The sequence below is a fragment of the Bacillus sp. RE35 genome, assembly GCF_052146655.1.
Lineage (GTDB): Bacteria > Bacillota > Bacilli > Bacillales > Bacillaceae_G > Bacillus_A > Bacillus_A cereus.
Genome location: NZ_CP197377.1, coordinates 2,932,534 through 2,948,108, shown reverse-complemented (window position 1 = coordinate 2,948,108; position 15,575 = coordinate 2,932,534). Strand labels below are relative to the sequence as shown.

Below are 15,575 nucleotides of genomic sequence, written 5' to 3'. Positions count from 1 at the left end.
AAAAAAATAGTGATATTTTATCCGCTATTTGCCGTGTAGTAAAATCCCCACTGATTATAGTTTCACTTTATGAATAAGCAATTCCTTTACAAAATAGACCCTTTTCTCAAACTTTTCTTTCAATCTAAAGCCGTCCCGTTATATACACAGGCTCCTACTATTTCTAAATGCATAAAATGTTAAGCGAAAGTATGGGGGGATATGATGTATAATTCGAATTATTATGATTGGTATAGGCAGAATGATAAGTTAATTAGTGATATTGAAAAAGCTATAAATGGAGAGTATAGCGCTATAAGCTGCTATGCAAAATTAGCGAATATGGCTCCAAATCAAGTAGAACAAAAACAAATTCTTGAAATTCGTAATGATGAAATAAAGCATTTCCACAACTTTGTACAAATTTATACGAACTTAACTGGTAGGCAGCCAAAACCACAAATTACTGAAGACTGCCCAAATACGTATTTACAAGGATTAGAGTTCGCTATACAAGATGAACAAAAAACAGTAGATTTTTATTTGGAAATTTCAGATGAGACATCGGATGTACATTTGAAAGAGTTGTTACGGAGAATAGCTGCGGATGAACAAAATCATGCAGTATGGTTTTTATATTACTTTGTAAAGTCGAAGTGAGCATTAAGAATGAACGAATGATGTGGTGCATATATTAAAAAATATTTTAAAACGTAGTCCAACAATTGAATGAAATATTTAAATGTAAGCAGAAGGAAACCGTTTCGCTAGTCGTGGAGCGGTTTTTTTTATGATGTACTTATGTATCGACAAAATATAGTAATTACATTTCATATATAATGTATGAAACGAAAATGAATAAGTTAGGAGCAAGTATATGAAAAGAGGGATTACAGTAGATATTCTAGATGGATATGATAATTTACTTTGGAAAGTATTAAAGCCAATTGATATTACTGTATTTGATTGGCAAGTCATGGGAAGGGAGGAAGCTTATATAATAATAGGGAATGAATTAGGTCCAGAATTATTTTCAGAAGATAACGAGATCATGGAGGGATCAGAATTAAAAAAGCTAATAAAAGATAACATATATTATCTTTTATTTTTAGATCTAAAAGCATGTCCAAAAGGAGAGGTAATAGGAGAAATTGCAACATTTGAAGAATTTAAGGAGAGTAAGTGTGAAGTAGTCGTATTAGTAGCGGATGGCGAGTATATACAAATTTATGCGAAAAACCAAGAAGAGATTGAAATGATGTATGAAAACGCAGTGAATCAAGGATTTTATGTAGAATATATTACAGATGAAAATGATGGAAGGACTCGTTTGTCAGTATGGTAGCAATTTGAAAGGGGAAAGGCAATATGGAGAGAAATATAAGTAAAGAATATGCAATTCGAATTGCTACTGAAAATGAAAGTGATAGTATTATCCTTTTATTAAAAGAGGTAGCACAATGGCTACAATATAAAGAAGTGGATCAGTGGCAGTATCTTTTAGGAGAGGAAGCTACGGCTGAAATACTAGAATGTATAAGAGAGAAATATACATATGTTGTTCTGAAAGAAGCTGAAATAGTTGGTACGGTTACAGTTTCTCCTAAACAAAATGAATGGGATGAACATATTTTTGGTAAAGAGGAAGTTTCTAATTCATTATATATTCATAGATTTGCGGTGAAACGGAAGTATAAGGAAAATGGAATAGGAGAATGGATTTTACGGTGGGTAGAAGAGAATGTGCAATGTGATAAAGAGTATTTGAAGTTAGATTGCGTGGGGCATAATCGTACGTTGAATGATTTTTATAAGAAAAATAGTTTTGAATATGTTGGAAGTACGGATGGGCTTAGTAAGTTTCAAAAGAAAAGGAGAATGTGAATGCATCCAATTAACGTAAGTTTAGTTGAAAAGTTAATACAGGAACAGTTTCCTGAATGGGCCCATTTAGAAGTGAAACCTGTAAAGTTTAGTGGGCATGATAATAGGACGTTTCACTTAGGGGATGAGATGAGTGTAAGATTGCCAAGTGATGTGGCATATGCACCGCAAGTAGAGAAAGAAAATAGTTGGCTTCCTATATTAAATAAGGGGCTTTCTTTACCGATTTCTACCCCACTTGCGAAAGGAAATCCGTCTGAAGCGTATCCATTGCCTTGGTCTATTAATAAGTGGATAGAGGGAGAAACAGTTACGAAACAAAACGTTCGGGATTTAAATGAATTTGCGGCGGACTTAGGATCTTTTTTAGTAGAATTGCAATCTATTAATGCGAGTAACGGACCTTTAGCTGGAACACATAATTTTTACCGAGGCGGACTTATATCTGTATATGATGAAGAGGCGAGAGTTGCTATTGAAAATAATAAGGATGTTTTTGACGAGGCATTATTAAAACACCTTTGGAATGTAGCACTTAGTTCAACATGGGATCGTAAGCCAGTTTGGGTTCATGGAGATGTAGCGCCAGGGAATTTACTCGTTAAAGATGGAAAGCTTTGTGCTGTAATTGATTTTGGTATTTTAGGTGTAGGAGATCCTGCTTGTGATGCAGCGATGGCGTGGACGTTTTTTGATGAAAATAGTAGAAATGTATTTAAAGAAGTATTACGCATGGATGAAGAAACGTGGAATAGAGCGAGAGGATGGGCACTTTGGAAGGCGTTAATTACATATGATGCGAATAGGGAGAGTAATGAAAAAGTAGCAGAAGAGTCGTATCGTTTCATTCAAGTGATTGTGGATGATTATGAGAGGTAATAGAAAAGCCTATTTTAAAATAGGCTTTTTCATATGATTAAATAGTAGAAATGGAAAGAAGGAATATAATATAATTGTACGGAATATTTAGATAACGGGAGGTGTCGAATTTTGAGTGAAATTGAATTAAAGAGTAATGTAATTAAGACAGGGCGAGAGAAGGGGATTATTCTTCGGTTTATACTTGCTAGTCTCGTTGGGGTGTTTATGTTTTTCGTTCCTGTTACGATAAACGGTGCATCGTCTATTATGATTGATCATATCGTATCGTGGATTAGGGCTTCGGTTCCTGGCGTAGTACCTTATTATGCATTATTTGTTATGGCGATTGGTGCGATTTATCCATTTTATACGAAGAAATGGAATGCATCTATTGTAGACATTTGTTTTTCTATTTTAAAAGTAGTTGGCGTTGTTTTTGGCATATTATATTGTTTAAAAGTAGGACCAGCTTGGTTCTTTGCGCCAGATATTGGGCCGTTTTTGTATGAGAAGCTAGTCATATCAGTAAGTTTGCTCGTTCCAATTGGCTCGGCGTTTTTAGCGTTATTAGTCGGATATGGATTGCTTGAATTTATCGGTACATTTTGTCGTCCGATTATGAGGCCATTATGGAATACGCCGGGGAGATCGGCGATTGATGCAGTTGCGTCCTTCGTTGGAAGTTATTCGCTTGCCCTTCTTATTACGAACCGCGTGTATAAAGAAGGAAAGTATACGACAAAAGAAGCGGCGATTATCGCTACAGGATTTTCTACAGTATCCGCTACATTTATGATCATCATCGCAAAAACATTAGATATTATGCATTTATGGAATGTTTATTTTTGGACTACACTTGTTGTAACATTCATCGTGACTGCTATCACCGTAAGAATCCCGCCCCTTAGTAGAAAACCAGATACATATGTAACAGAAGAAGGGTTCCCAGAGCCTGTTTATAAAGAGAAAATGTTGGAACGTGCTTGGGAAGATGCGTTAGAAGTATCAAAGTCTGCACCGAGCATTATGAAAAATATTGCAGTGAATTTAAAAGACGGATTTATTATGACAATGGGAATTTTACCATCCATTATGTCAGTAGGATTAATTGGTATCGTCTTAGCGAAGTTCACGCCAATATTTGATTGGATCAGTTATATTTTCTATCCGTTTACATGGCTATTACAATTACCGGAAGCAGACTTAGCTGCTAAAGCGGCATCCGTTGGTATTGCAGAAATGTTTTTACCGTCATTATTAGTTGTAAGTGCGCCACTTGTGACAAAGTTTGTCATTGCAGTTGTTTCCGTATCATCTATACTGTTTTTCTCCGCTTCAATTCCTTGTATATTATCAACAGATATTCCGTTAAAAGTATCTGAACTTATTATTCTGTATGTGCAGAGAACGATTTTAACGTTGCTTATTATTACGCCGATTGCTTATTTGTTGCTTTGAAGTTTTAATGAGATAAAGTTAAACAAAAGAAGCCGTCTGTAAAAAGAGGGCTTCTTTTGTTTAAAAGCGGGATATTCTTATTTATTTTTCGTATATGACGTAACGCTTCTTAAGAAGATTCCTAGTCCCGCAAAAAAGAATCCTAAGCATAATAAGCTGCCTGGAGTTCCCCAAGTAATTTGATCTAGCATTTTTTATCCCCTCCCGTTTATCATTGAAAAAAGAATTTATTGTAAATTATCAAAAAATTATTTTTTTAATGATTACTGATGAGTCTTCCTACCTTATACGAGAAGAATATATTTGAAAAGAATTCTTTTCTTTATATTTTTTTATTCTTATAATGCGTTTTTGATTCTTATGATATAGTAACAACAAAGGGGGCTTAAAAATGGAAATTATTCACGAAAGAGCAAAGTTGCGGTTAATGGATAATACTGATGTCGAAACTTTGTTTTCGATTGTAGAAGGAAATCGGGATATTTGGGCGTATTTAATCTCTAAAATGGATAGTGTGCAAGATATGCAACAATACGTTCAAAAAGCGATAAAGGGTTACGGAAGAGGTACTCAAATACCTTTCATAGTCGTAGATCAACAGTCGAATAAGATTGTAGGAAGTACACGTTTATATAATATTTCAGTAGAAGATAAGACAGTTGAGTTAGGGCAAACGTGGTATCATCCGAGTGTGCAACGTACGAGTATAAATACAGAGTGTAAGTATATGCTTCTTCAGTATGCTTTTGAAAAATTGCATATGCTGAGAGTGCAAATTAAGACGGATGCAAGAAATGAAAAAGCACAACGAGCAATTGAAAGGTTAGGCGCAGTAAAAGAGGGTGTGCTTCGAAATGAAAGAAAATTACCGAATGGTTATGTGAGAGATGCGGTGGTGTACAGTATTATCTCGAGTGAATGGCCAAGCGTAAAAGAAAAATTGTTAGAAAAATTAGAGTTGTATAAAGAAAAGTTATAATTCGTGTTTTGAAAGGTATATTGTTCGTGAGATATGAAAAATATACCTTTTTTCTTACAAAATGCTACTTTATTTTAATTCCTTTTGTTTCATCGTTCCCTTCTGAGAAAAAATTCGTTACAATGTAGTTGTATGGTAATAAACTTATGAATTTAAAAAATGTAATGAAAACCGCAAATGAAAATGAATTGATAATCCTCAATTTTAAATGAAAACCCTTTTATACATAAATAACAAGTAAAGTTCCTTCTTTTAAATAAACTCAAACAAAACGATTTGATATAAATGTTTTTTATAGAAGTATGGATGATGTACGGAGGCAATTACAAATGAAAGAAAATAAGAAGAGTAAGAAAAGACGAATCTTTCAAGTATTTTTACTAATGATTTGTTCTGCTATTTTATATGTAAGTTATGCAGCTTACGATATTTGGAGTTATCGTTTTAAAGCAAATGATGACGTGAAAACGGATGCTGGTATCGTACTAGGAGCAGCTTCATGGAACGGAAAACCATCTCCTGTATTTAAAGAAAGAATTAATCATGCGATTTCTTTATATAAGAACGGAAATATTAAAAAGATTATTTTTACAGGTGGTACAAAGTTCGAGGCAGAACTTGAGGAAGCACGTACTGCAAGAGTATATGCAATGAAACAAGGTGTAAAAGAGGAAGATATTTTAATTGAAACTAAATCCCTTTTCACTGAAGAAAATTTAAAAAATGCGAAGCAAGTTGGAATAGAGAACGGCATACAAACATACACGATTGTAAGTGATCCACTTCATATGAAACGCGCAATGAGAATCGCAAAACATATTAATATTGAAGCGTATGCTTCACCAACGCCGACATCAGCATATAAAACGTTAGATACAGAAATACCATTCTTCTTTAAAGAATTATTCTCGTATATTGGATATGTAACCTCTTTGCCGTTAAAAGCATTGAAGGGGGACTAATATAAGAAAAGGATCTATCCTTAAATAGGAACTTTTCTTATTAGTCAAAAACATTGTATTTTTATCGGAATAGTGAAACAATAGAGAGGTAGCTTCATATAATCATAATGACAAAATGAACGGTTTATGAATCGAGCATAAAGTGAAACTTTAATCAGTGGGTGGGTTTCTCACTGATTATTAGTTGAACCAATCGGGCGTTTACGGGCAGTTGATCTCCCACCTAACTTCCTTTGCTTCACCTGAATTTTTAGGTGGGAGTTTTACTGCCCGTAAATAGCGGGATAAAGGAGATTATAGTATGGCACTCTCATTTGTTGAAACAGAAGAACAGTCTTTAATTATTGAGAAAATAAATAAATTGATTCCGAAGTTCATGGAAAGGGAGCATCAGCTAAGTGAATTAGGATCATTTCCGTATGAAAATATAAATGATTTGAAAGATATCGGATATACGAAATTAACGTTACCGAAGGAATTTGGTGGTAGTGCCATTTCTTTATATGACTTCGTTTTATTTCAAGAGAAAATCGCGGAAGGCTGTGGAGCTACTGCATTATCGATTGGCTGGCATCTTGGCATTGTGAAGGAGCTAGCGGAAAATCGCTCTTGGAATGATGAGATGTTCAAATGGTTTTGCGAAGAAGTACGTAATGGTGCGCTCTTTAACAGGGCAGCAACAGAACCGAAAACAGGGAGTCCGACGCGTGGCGGCAAACCAGAAACAATAGCGGTTCAACAAGGCGAGAAGTGGGTTATAAATGGAAGAAAAACTTTTACAACGATGGCGCCAGCACTTGATTATTTTATTATTTCAGCAAGTATGGAAGGCCGTGAAGAAGTTGGTGAGTTTGTTATTCCAAGAAATACACTCGGTGTATCTATTGAAGAAACGTGGGATAGCGTTGCAATGCGAGGGACTGCTAGCCACGACCTTGTCTTACAAAATGTAGAGATAGACAACCGCTTTTTTACGGATGTAAAAGGCGGGAAAGTGAAACAAAAGGGTATTGGCTGGTTGCTACATATACCAGCATGTTATTTAGGAATTGCACAATCAGCAAGAAATTATGCAGTTCAATTTGCGGAATCATACAAGCCAAATAGTTTAAATCATTCTATTAGTTTATTGCCGAATGTTAGAAAATTAGTTGGAGAGTTAGAACTTGAGCTTATGCAAGCTCGTGTCTTTTTATATCAAATTGCGAAAAAGTACGATGAGGCAGAAGATAAACTATCACTGCAAGCAGAATTAGCAGCTGTGAAATATGCTGTAACAAATGCGGCGATATCTATAGTGGATAAATCGATGCGCATCGTAGGAGCAAAAAGTTTATCAGAAAAAAATCCGCTCCATCGTTACTATTTAAACGTCAGAGCAGGATTACACAATCCACCGATGGATGATGCAACATTGTCTATGCTGGCGGATGCGGCGTTTCGGTCGTGATTTTTGAAGTTTACATTTTATTGTTTATGGATATTATAGTTGTTTTGAAAGCACGGGTTTGATTAGTAATCAAACCCGTGCTTTTTATGTGTATGAAGTACTTAATGGAGATGTAGGTTTTTAATATAAATGATTATCATGGTGTTGTGATTGTTTCTTGTTGAAAAATTCTTATTGTAATGCCAGTTTGGAGGCTGTATAAACATTTTTCGTATTTAATCCCAAATTAAAGGTCTTTCCAAGTTAACCATTCGCAAATATTGTAAAAATTGACCCGCATGGACCGCATCATGATAGGCAATTCGTAATAGCATATCACCTAAATATCGTTGATAGCCAACATCGCTTCGATCAATAAGTCTTGAATCTAGCTCGGCTATGCTTATTGATTGAACATATTCTATGAAGTCAGTAAAGTGTGATTGTGCCAATTCAATTTCTTTTTTTACACAAGTAATTGGCTCGTCATCATACGGGGTACGTATGTCGTTTATTGAACCGTTGTTTTTTATAATCATATGATAGTAAAAAGTTGAGCTCCATACGTGACGAATCATTTCACCAAAGGACATAGCCTCAGGATCAGGCTTCCAATTAAGAAAATTATCGGGAAGAGAATTCCATAATTTTTCTGAGCGCCTTCTCGTTTCTTTTAAATTTAATATACTAAGATCAATTGCATTCATAATACATTCTCCTTTACTATTAAACTTAAAATAATTGTATCAATTTAATAGTTAGGGTATCATCGAAATATGAATGTATATCCGAATATCTCATATATAGCTAAACTAATTGCTGAACCTACAAGAGCAATCATCTTAGATTGTCTAATGAATAATCAGGCACTACCTGCTAGTGAATTGGCTTATATGGCAAAAGTGTCACATCCAACAATTAGTTCGCATCTTTCTAAATTAGTAGAAGGGAATTTACTTACAGTTGAACAACATGGTAGACATCGTTACTATCGACTTGCTAATCAAGAAGTTGCAGAAGTGCTTGAAAAGTTAGGGACAATTGCACCAACAGTTCAAGTTCGCTCTTTAAAACAATCAAGCCAACTAAAACAAATTCGTTATGCTCGAACTTGTTATGATCATCTTGCAGGCAAACTCGGTGTAGAGATAACTGAAAAATTACTAGATAGGCAATTTATAATTTTAGAGGATGGAGAATACATTGTAACGGAACAAGGTAAGAAATGGTTTCTGAATTTTGGAATAAATGTTGATGAGGCAGATACAAAAAGGAGGGTATTTGCAAAACCTTGCCTTGATTGGAGTGAACGGCGTTACCATATTTCTGGTTGGTTAGGGTCTGCAATTGCAAAACTGCTTTTTGAACAGGGATGGATTACGAAAACGGATAAGAACCGAGCTGTCCATCTTACAAAGAAAGGTGTAAAGTTATTGGAAGATCAATTAGGCATTGATCTGAAAACTGAGGAAAGAAAAGCTTGAAATTAGAAAAATCCGTCAAAATGAAGGGCTTTTTTCATTATGGTAGGAGTGTACATGAATAATAGGATGTTACCAATAATCGTTGCCAATAAAAAATCTTTCTTTTCATTCTTCTTTTTTAAGTTTTAAAGGAGAAAGCTAGGCTTCTTATTTTTACTAATGTTATAATAAGAAAAAAGCACGAAAAGAGGTCATCTCATGCTAGAGGTTATTGCAACATGTTTAGAAGATGTAAAACGAATTGAAAGTGCTGGCGGGAAGCGGATTGAATTAATTTCATCTTATACAGAAGGTGGTTTAACACCGAGTTATGCTTTTATAAAAAAAGCGGTAGAAGTGGTAAGTATACCAATTCATGTTATGATTCGTCCGCATGCGAAGTCTTTTACATATACGGAAGAAGAAATTGAAATGATGAAAGAAGATATTATAGTTGCACAGAAGTTAGGAGCAGCTGGTGTAGTATTAGGCGTATTAAACGAACGAAATGAAGTGGATGAAGAGAAATTAGCGGATTTACTATCTGTTGTAGATGGAATAAATGTAACGTACCACCGTGCGATAGATGATATAAAAAATCCAGTAGAAGCGATGAGCACTTTAAAGAAGTTTCATAAAGTGACTCACGTTTTAACTTCAGGTGGACAAGGAAATATAGTAGAGAATATTCCGGTGCTTACAGAAATGCAAAAGGTAAGTGATGGTCAAATTCAGCTTGTAGCTGGAGCTGGCGTGACGAAAGAAAATATAAAGCGATTGCTAGATGAAACTGGAATCACGCAGGCGCATGTCGGTACAGCGGTAAGAGAAGGAAAATCATGTTTTTCTGAAATAGATCCTAATTTAGTACAAGAATTAGTTGAAATAATAAAATAAGTGCTTAAGAAAGAGGAGAAACGATGAAGGAAAATACGAAGAAAGAATTATTCTCTTGGGCTAAAACGATAGGTTTTACCCTTGTATTAATTGCTATTATTCGCGGTGTTTTATTTACACCTTCTTTAGTACAAGGTGAATCAATGATGCCCACTTTAAAAAATAACGAAAGAGTTCTCGTGAATAAGATTGGTTATAGTATAAGTGGATTAGATCGCTTTGATATTATCGTCTTCCACGGGAAAGAAGGATACGATTTAGTAAAACGAGTAATTGGTTTGCCAGGCGATACAGTTGAGTATAAAAATGATGTTTTATATGTAAACGGAAAAGCGATGGAAGAACCATATTTAAAACAGTTTAAAGAAAAAGCAGTAGGCCGTGTATTAACTCCAGACTTTACGTTAGAACAAATCACTGGGAAAACGAAAGTGCCAGAAGGCCAAGTATTTGTTTTAGGGGATAATCGTGAAGTTTCTAAGGATGGTCGCATGTTTGGCTTTATTTCAGAAGATGAAATTGTCGGAAAAGGACAAGCTGTTTTCTGGCCGTTGGAACAAGTAAGAGCGTTATAAAGTGTGGTGAAGTATGGGAGAGATATTCTTCCATACTTTTTTATTTGCTTAAAATCTATTGATTGAATTGAAAGAATATTTTATAATTTTAAATTATATGTTTGTTTCGAAAAACGGAATTTAAGTTCCGTAATTCGGAACGAAAGGGAGATAGAATGAGTATAAATAAAACGGCAGTTAAGACAATGGATATTTTAGAGTTGTTTTATGAGCATGAAGAGCTAAGTTTAACTGAGATGGTTCAGCTTACAAATATGCCGAAAACATCTGTTTATCGTTTAATTGGTTCGTTGGAAGAGATGGAGTTTTTACAAAAAAACGAAAAGGGGAAATATCGTTTAGGGGTCGTATTTTTACGGTTCGGTCAACTTGTTTCACACCGATTATCAGTAAGAAATATAGCAATTCCTTATATGAAAGAACTTAGAGATAGTTTAGGACAGGCAGTTAATTTAATAATTCAGGATGGAAATGACGCAATTTATGTTGAAAAAATGGAAGGTGTTCAGCCGGTACGCGTGTATACGGCGGTTGGAAGAAGAGCACCGCTTTATGCTGGCGCATGTCCAAGAATTTTACTATCGTATTTCTCTGAGGAAGAGAAACGGAGATACATAGAGGAAGTGGATTTAAAACAGTTTGCAGATGGAACAATCGTGGATAAGAAACAATTGTTAGAAGTGTTGCAAATGGCAAAAAAGGAAGGCTACACCATTAGTTATTCTGAGTTAGAAAATCATACAGCCGCGATAGCAGCACCCATTTTCGCGAGCGATGGAACGGTTGTAGCAGGCATTAGTATTTCGGGATTAGCAATTGAGTACAACGAAAGTAACATTTCATATTTTATTGCGAAGGTGAAAGAAACAGCGCATCGCATTTCGAAAGAACTCGGCTTTTTGGCATAGAAAGAGGGAGTAGGATGAAATTTTCTGCGTTAGGGGATCAAGCAATTATTGTTACATTTGGTGAAGAAATTAAGAGGGATATATATGAGAAAGTACAGCGGTTATTTCAAGCACTGCAGCAACATCCGTTTGCAGGAATGATAGAGTGCGTTCCGTCGTTTACTTCATTAGCTGTTTACTACAATGTATACGAAGTATGGAAGGGAAATGAGAGAAGTGAAAGGTCACATGATTACGTTCGCCAGTATATAAAGGAGCTGTGTGATTCTTATAAAGAAGAAGTAAAACAGGATGTGAAACATATTTCTATACCAGTGTGCTACGGGGGAGAATATGGACCTGATTTAGAAGAAGTCGCGCATTATCACGGTTTACAAGTAGAAGATGTGATTCGAATACATAGTGAAACTACATATTTTGTATATATGCTAGGTTTTACACCAGGGTTCCCGTATTTAGGAGGACTTTCAAAAGAATTAGAAACACCTAGAAAAGAAACACCACGGTTACAAATCTCTCCTGGTTCAGTAGGTATTGGCGGAAATCAAACAGGTATATATCCGCTTGAAACACCAGGAGGATGGAATATTATCGGCCGAACTCCTATTTCATTATTTAATCCGGAAGAAGAAATACCAACATATATTCAAAGTGGTATGTATTTACGATTTATTCCAATAACGAAGGAAGAGTACGTATCGCTTGAGGGGGCTAAAAAATGGATGTAGAGGTTTTGCATGCGGGAATGTTTACAACAGTCCAAGATTTAGGGCGATCTCATTATCAACAATACGGTGTGCCAGTTGGCGGGGTGATGGATCAAAGTGCACTTCGGATGATCAATATGTTAGTTGGTAATGAAGAGAATGAAGCGGGACTCGAAATGACGATTATGGGACCTAAATTGTTAATAAAGAAAACGACTTTACTTGCGATTGGCGGAGCAGATATGGAACCGTTATTGAATGGAGAACGTATCCCGTTATGGCGTCCCATTTTAGCGGAAGAAGGTAGTATGCTTTGTTTTGGAAAAGTGAAAAGTGGTTGCAGAGCGTATGTAACTTTTGCGGGTGGTATACATATTGAGCGTACAATGGGAAGCAAAAGTACGTACATACGTGCTGCGATTGGTGGTATAGAAGGAAGAATGCTGAAAAAGGGTGACTACTTCCAAATTGGTGCACAACCAGAAATGGCGAGTCGTTTCATTCTAGACTTACAAAAAGATGCGAGAATAAAAACGAAATGGGCAATTAGCAACAGCGTACTACCAAAGTATAAGAAAAATCCAAAGCTTCGTGTCATAACTGACTTTGAATACGATCAATTTACAGAAGAAAGTAGAAAGGCATTTTTTACGAAAGAGTATAAGGTATCTAATTATGCTGACCGTATGGGCTATAGGGTTGAGGGAGAGGTTTTAAATAGGAATGAAGAAAAAGAGATTTTATCGAGTCCTGTTACATTTGGAACCATTCAAGTTCCTAATGGTGGACAGCCGATTATATTAATGGCAGATAGGCAAACGACAGGTGGCTATCCGAGAATGGGAAATATCATTTCAGTAGATTTACCTCTTCTTGCCCAGCTAAAGCCGGGGGACTATGTTTCTTTTGAGAAAATTACGCTTGAAGAAGCGGAACAATTGTACATAGAACAAGAAGTAAATATGAATTTATTAAAGAAATTCATCGCTTTACGAAGCTGAAATTAGGAGGAATACATTATGACTACAATCGATTTAAACTGTGATTTAGGAGAAAGTTTTGGCGCTTATAAAATGGGGAATGATGATGAGATTCTTCCGTTCGTTTCCTCTATAAACGTTGCTTGCGGTTTTCATGCGGGTGATCCGTCTATTATGCGTCAAACTGTTGAAAAAGCTTTGGAGCATAACGTAGCAATAGGGGCGCATCCTGGATTTCCTGATTTAATTGGATTTGGTAGAAGAAACATGAATGTTTCAGCAAGTGAAGTATACGATTATGTTCTATATCAAACAGGCGCATTAGACGCATTTGTGAAAGCGGCAGGCGGGAAAATGCAGCATGTAAAGCCGCACGGTGCCTTATATAATATGGCGGCGTCTAATCCGGAAATTGCAGATGCAATTGCAAAGGCAATTTATCATATAAATCCAAGTCTATTACTTTATGGATTAGCAAATAGCGAGGCGTTTATACAGGCTGCAGAAAAATACAAAGTAACTCTTGTACAAGAGGCTTTTGCGGATCGTACATATAAGCAAGATGGTACATTAACGAGCCGTACAGAAGAAAATGCGCTTATAAAAGATGAAGACGAAGCGATAAAGCAAGTACTTCAAATGGTGAAAGAAGGCCATGTAAATGCGGTCAATGGAGAGAAAGTAGCAGTTCAGGCGCAAACAATTTGTTTACACGGTGATGGGGAAAAAGCAGTGCAATTTGCAAAAAGAATATACAGAACATTCAAACTTAATGATATTTCTATTTGTGCACCGAAATAAAAAATAGGGGGAAGTGCTGGGATGATTAAATTAATCGGAATACTACTTGTTGCAGTGGGCTTTTTATTTAGATTAAATACACTTTTAGTAGTTATGGTTGCAGGTATTGTTACTGGTATGGTTTCAGGATTAAGTTTTTATGATGTGATCAGCATGTTCGGTAAATTTTTCATAGAAAATAGATATATGTCTATGCCAATTATATTAACTTTACCGGTAATCGGAATTTTAGAGCGTTACGGTTTAAAAGAAAGAGCAGAAGCACTTATAACGAAATCAAAAGGAGCAACAACTGGAAGAGTATTAATGTCATATTTTACGATAAGAGAATCATCAGCAGCACTAGGGCTTAATATTGGTGGGCATGCGCAAACAGTAAGGCCGCTCGTTGCACCGATGGCAGAAGGGGCCGCGCAAGGTAAATACGGTAAACTTCCTGAAAAATTAAGAGAAAAGATTAAAGCAAACGCAGCAGCTGCTGAAAATACAGCTTGGTTTTTCGGAGAAGATATTTTCATCGCAACTGGAGCTATTTTATTAATGAAAGGATTCTTCGATTCAGTAGGTATGCATGTCGGAGTATGGGATATGGCACTTTGGGGCATTCCGACAGCAATATCTGCACTTATTGTAAGCTGGATTAGATTTAGAAGGTTTGATAAATATATAGAGAAAACAATGAAGGCAGAAGGAAAAGAAGAGAAGGAGGCAATCTAATATGAACATCATCACAATGGATACAATCTATTATGTATTAGGGATAATCGTTGCTTTTATCGCTGTTCGTATCGCATTCGATTGTAAACATCCAAACAGATTCGGTTCTAGTTTATTTTGGGCATTGTTTGCAGTTACATTTTTATTTGGAAATGTAATTCCTTCGTTTTACGTTGGCTGTATCGTGCTCGCTATGGTCGTTTTAGCCTCGCTAAATAAAGTAACAAAATCAGAGGAAAAAGAAGTTCCAGTACAAGAACGTGTGAAACATGCTGAGAAATTAAAAAATAAAATTTTTATGCCTGCACTATTAATTCCTATTTTTACAATTATCGGTACGTTGACCTTAGGGAAAATTAAATGGGGAAATGTCTCTCTTGTTGATCCAGATAAAGTAACATTAGTTGCACTAGCGCTTGGTGCATTACTCGCATTTGTTGCGGCGATGCGTATTACAAAATCAAAAATAACAACACCTGTACAAGAAGGAAGCAGACTATTACAAGCTGTTGGCTGGGCTGTAATTTTACCACAAATGTTAGCAGCACTTGGCGGTATATTCGCGAAGTCTGGCGTTGGACAAGTTGTTTCAGACTTAGTCGGACAAGTGCTACCGACAGAGTATCCGTTCGTTGCCGTTATGGCGTACTGTTTAGGCATGATGCTATTTACAGTCGTAATGGGAAATGCATTCGCAGCGTTTGCTGTTATTACTGGCGGAATTGGCTTACCTTTAATAGTTCAAATGCACGGCGGAAACCCAGCAATTATGGCAGCACTCGGTATGTTTGCTGGATATTGCGGAACGCTGCTTACTCCAATGGCAGCAAACTTTAATATCGTACCTGCGATGCTTTTAGAGCTAAAGGATAAAAATGCGGTTATTAAAGCGCAAGTACCAATTGCTCTTTCAATTTTTATCATAAATATGTTTATTATGTACGGCCTAGTATATCGTTTCTAATTAGGAGGATA

General features: G+C 36.0%; 18 protein-coding genes. 17 read left to right on the top strand and 1 reads right to left on the bottom strand.

Annotated features, from left to right (window positions below):
- The first annotated feature begins 204 nt into the window (after positions 1–204).
- The 8 genes from ACTL4X_RS15290 (at position 205) to ACTL4X_RS15255 (ending at position 7,573) form a co-directional block, all read left to right on the top strand.
- Positions 205–639, top strand: a complete 435-nt coding sequence (locus tag ACTL4X_RS15290; protein WP_000282831.1) for a ferritin-like domain-containing protein — start codon at positions 205–207, stop codon at positions 637–639.
- Positions 640–856: 217 nt separating this feature from the next.
- Positions 857–1,324, top strand: a complete 468-nt coding sequence (locus ACTL4X_RS15285) for a DUF2691 family protein (RefSeq protein WP_033695840.1) — start codon at positions 857–859, stop codon at positions 1,322–1,324.
- Between the two features lie 23 nt (positions 1,325–1,347).
- Positions 1,348–1,863 carry a GNAT family N-acetyltransferase gene (locus ACTL4X_RS15280; RefSeq protein WP_033695841.1) on the top strand — a complete coding sequence of 172 codons (516 nt, stop codon included), beginning with the start codon at positions 1,348–1,350 and terminating at the stop codon, positions 1,861–1,863.
- Entirely contained in the window at positions 1,864–2,742 is an 879-nt protein-coding gene (locus tag ACTL4X_RS15275; protein ID WP_033695842.1) for an aminoglycoside phosphotransferase family protein, read from the top strand.
- 111 nt (positions 2,743–2,853) lie between these two features.
- Positions 2,854–4,182, top strand: a complete 1,329-nt coding sequence (locus tag ACTL4X_RS15270) for a YjiH family protein (RefSeq protein WP_001289416.1) — start codon at positions 2,854–2,856, stop codon at positions 4,180–4,182.
- A 391-nt stretch (positions 4,183–4,573) separates the two neighbouring features.
- Positions 4,574–5,161, top strand: coding sequence for a GNAT family N-acetyltransferase (locus ACTL4X_RS15265; protein WP_000402586.1), 588 nt, complete (start codon positions 4,574–4,576; stop codon positions 5,159–5,161).
- Between the two features lie 329 nt (positions 5,162–5,490).
- Complete coding sequence (locus tag ACTL4X_RS15260; RefSeq protein WP_000662215.1) at positions 5,491–6,123, top strand: YdcF family protein; 633 nt, start codon at positions 5,491–5,493, stop codon at positions 6,121–6,123.
- A 301-nt stretch (positions 6,124–6,424) separates the two neighbouring features.
- Positions 6,425–7,573 carry an acyl-CoA dehydrogenase family protein gene (locus ACTL4X_RS15255; protein WP_078188064.1) on the top strand — a complete coding sequence of 383 codons (1,149 nt, stop codon included), beginning with the start codon at positions 6,425–6,427 and terminating at the stop codon, positions 7,571–7,573.
- 215 nt (positions 7,574–7,788) lie between these two features.
- Here the strand turns inward: ACTL4X_RS15255 and ACTL4X_RS15250 are convergent, their stop codons facing one another.
- The gene (locus ACTL4X_RS15250) at positions 7,789–8,259 is read right to left on the bottom strand and encodes a DinB family protein (RefSeq protein WP_000991272.1); all 471 of its coding nucleotides are present in this window, start codon (positions 8,257–8,259) and stop codon (positions 7,789–7,791) included.
- A gap of 69 nt (positions 8,260–8,328) precedes the next feature.
- On the opposite strand from ACTL4X_RS15250, the gene ACTL4X_RS15245 reads away from it, so the two are divergent.
- The 9 genes from ACTL4X_RS15245 to ACTL4X_RS15205 all read left to right on the top strand — a co-directional run bounded on the left by ACTL4X_RS15245 (position 8,329) and on the right by ACTL4X_RS15205 (position 15,564).
- Entirely contained in the window at positions 8,329–9,036 is a 708-nt protein-coding gene (locus ACTL4X_RS15245; protein ID WP_001103806.1) for an ArsR/SmtB family transcription factor, read from the top strand.
- Between the two features lie 198 nt (positions 9,037–9,234).
- Positions 9,235–9,912 carry a copper homeostasis protein CutC gene (locus ACTL4X_RS15240; RefSeq protein WP_000895119.1) on the top strand — a complete coding sequence of 226 codons (678 nt, stop codon included), beginning with the start codon at positions 9,235–9,237 and terminating at the stop codon, positions 9,910–9,912.
- A gap of 23 nt (positions 9,913–9,935) precedes the next feature.
- Positions 9,936–10,487, top strand: a complete 552-nt coding sequence (gene lepB / locus ACTL4X_RS15235) for a signal peptidase I (protein ID WP_000662501.1) — start codon at positions 9,936–9,938, stop codon at positions 10,485–10,487.
- Positions 10,488–10,642: 155 nt separating this feature from the next.
- The gene (locus ACTL4X_RS15230; RefSeq protein ID WP_000026361.1) at positions 10,643–11,395 is read left to right on the top strand and encodes an IclR family transcriptional regulator; all 753 of its coding nucleotides are present in this window, start codon (positions 10,643–10,645) and stop codon (positions 11,393–11,395) included.
- A gap of 14 nt (positions 11,396–11,409) precedes the next feature.
- Complete coding sequence (pxpB, locus tag ACTL4X_RS15225) at positions 11,410–12,123, top strand: 5-oxoprolinase subunit PxpB (RefSeq protein ID WP_000672280.1); 714 nt, start codon at positions 11,410–11,412, stop codon at positions 12,121–12,123.
- The gene (locus ACTL4X_RS15220) at positions 12,114–13,103 is read left to right on the top strand and encodes a biotin-dependent carboxyltransferase family protein (protein WP_441394917.1); all 990 of its coding nucleotides are present in this window, start codon (positions 12,114–12,116) and stop codon (positions 13,101–13,103) included. Before pxpB ends, ACTL4X_RS15220 begins: the two co-directional genes overlap by 10 nt.
- Positions 13,104–13,121: 18 nt before the next feature.
- Positions 13,122–13,883: a 5-oxoprolinase subunit PxpA gene (gene pxpA, locus ACTL4X_RS15215; RefSeq protein WP_000207317.1), complete on the top strand. Its 762-nt coding sequence runs from the start codon at positions 13,122–13,124 to the stop codon at positions 13,881–13,883.
- Between the two features lie 21 nt (positions 13,884–13,904).
- Complete coding sequence (locus ACTL4X_RS15210; protein ID WP_000593392.1) at positions 13,905–14,600, top strand: DUF969 domain-containing protein; 696 nt, start codon at positions 13,905–13,907, stop codon at positions 14,598–14,600.
- A 1-nt stretch (position 14,601) separates the two neighbouring features.
- Entirely contained in the window at positions 14,602–15,564 is a 963-nt protein-coding gene (locus ACTL4X_RS15205) for a DUF979 domain-containing protein (protein WP_001021642.1), read from the top strand.
- The last annotated feature ends 11 nt before the right edge of the window (positions 15,565–15,575 follow it).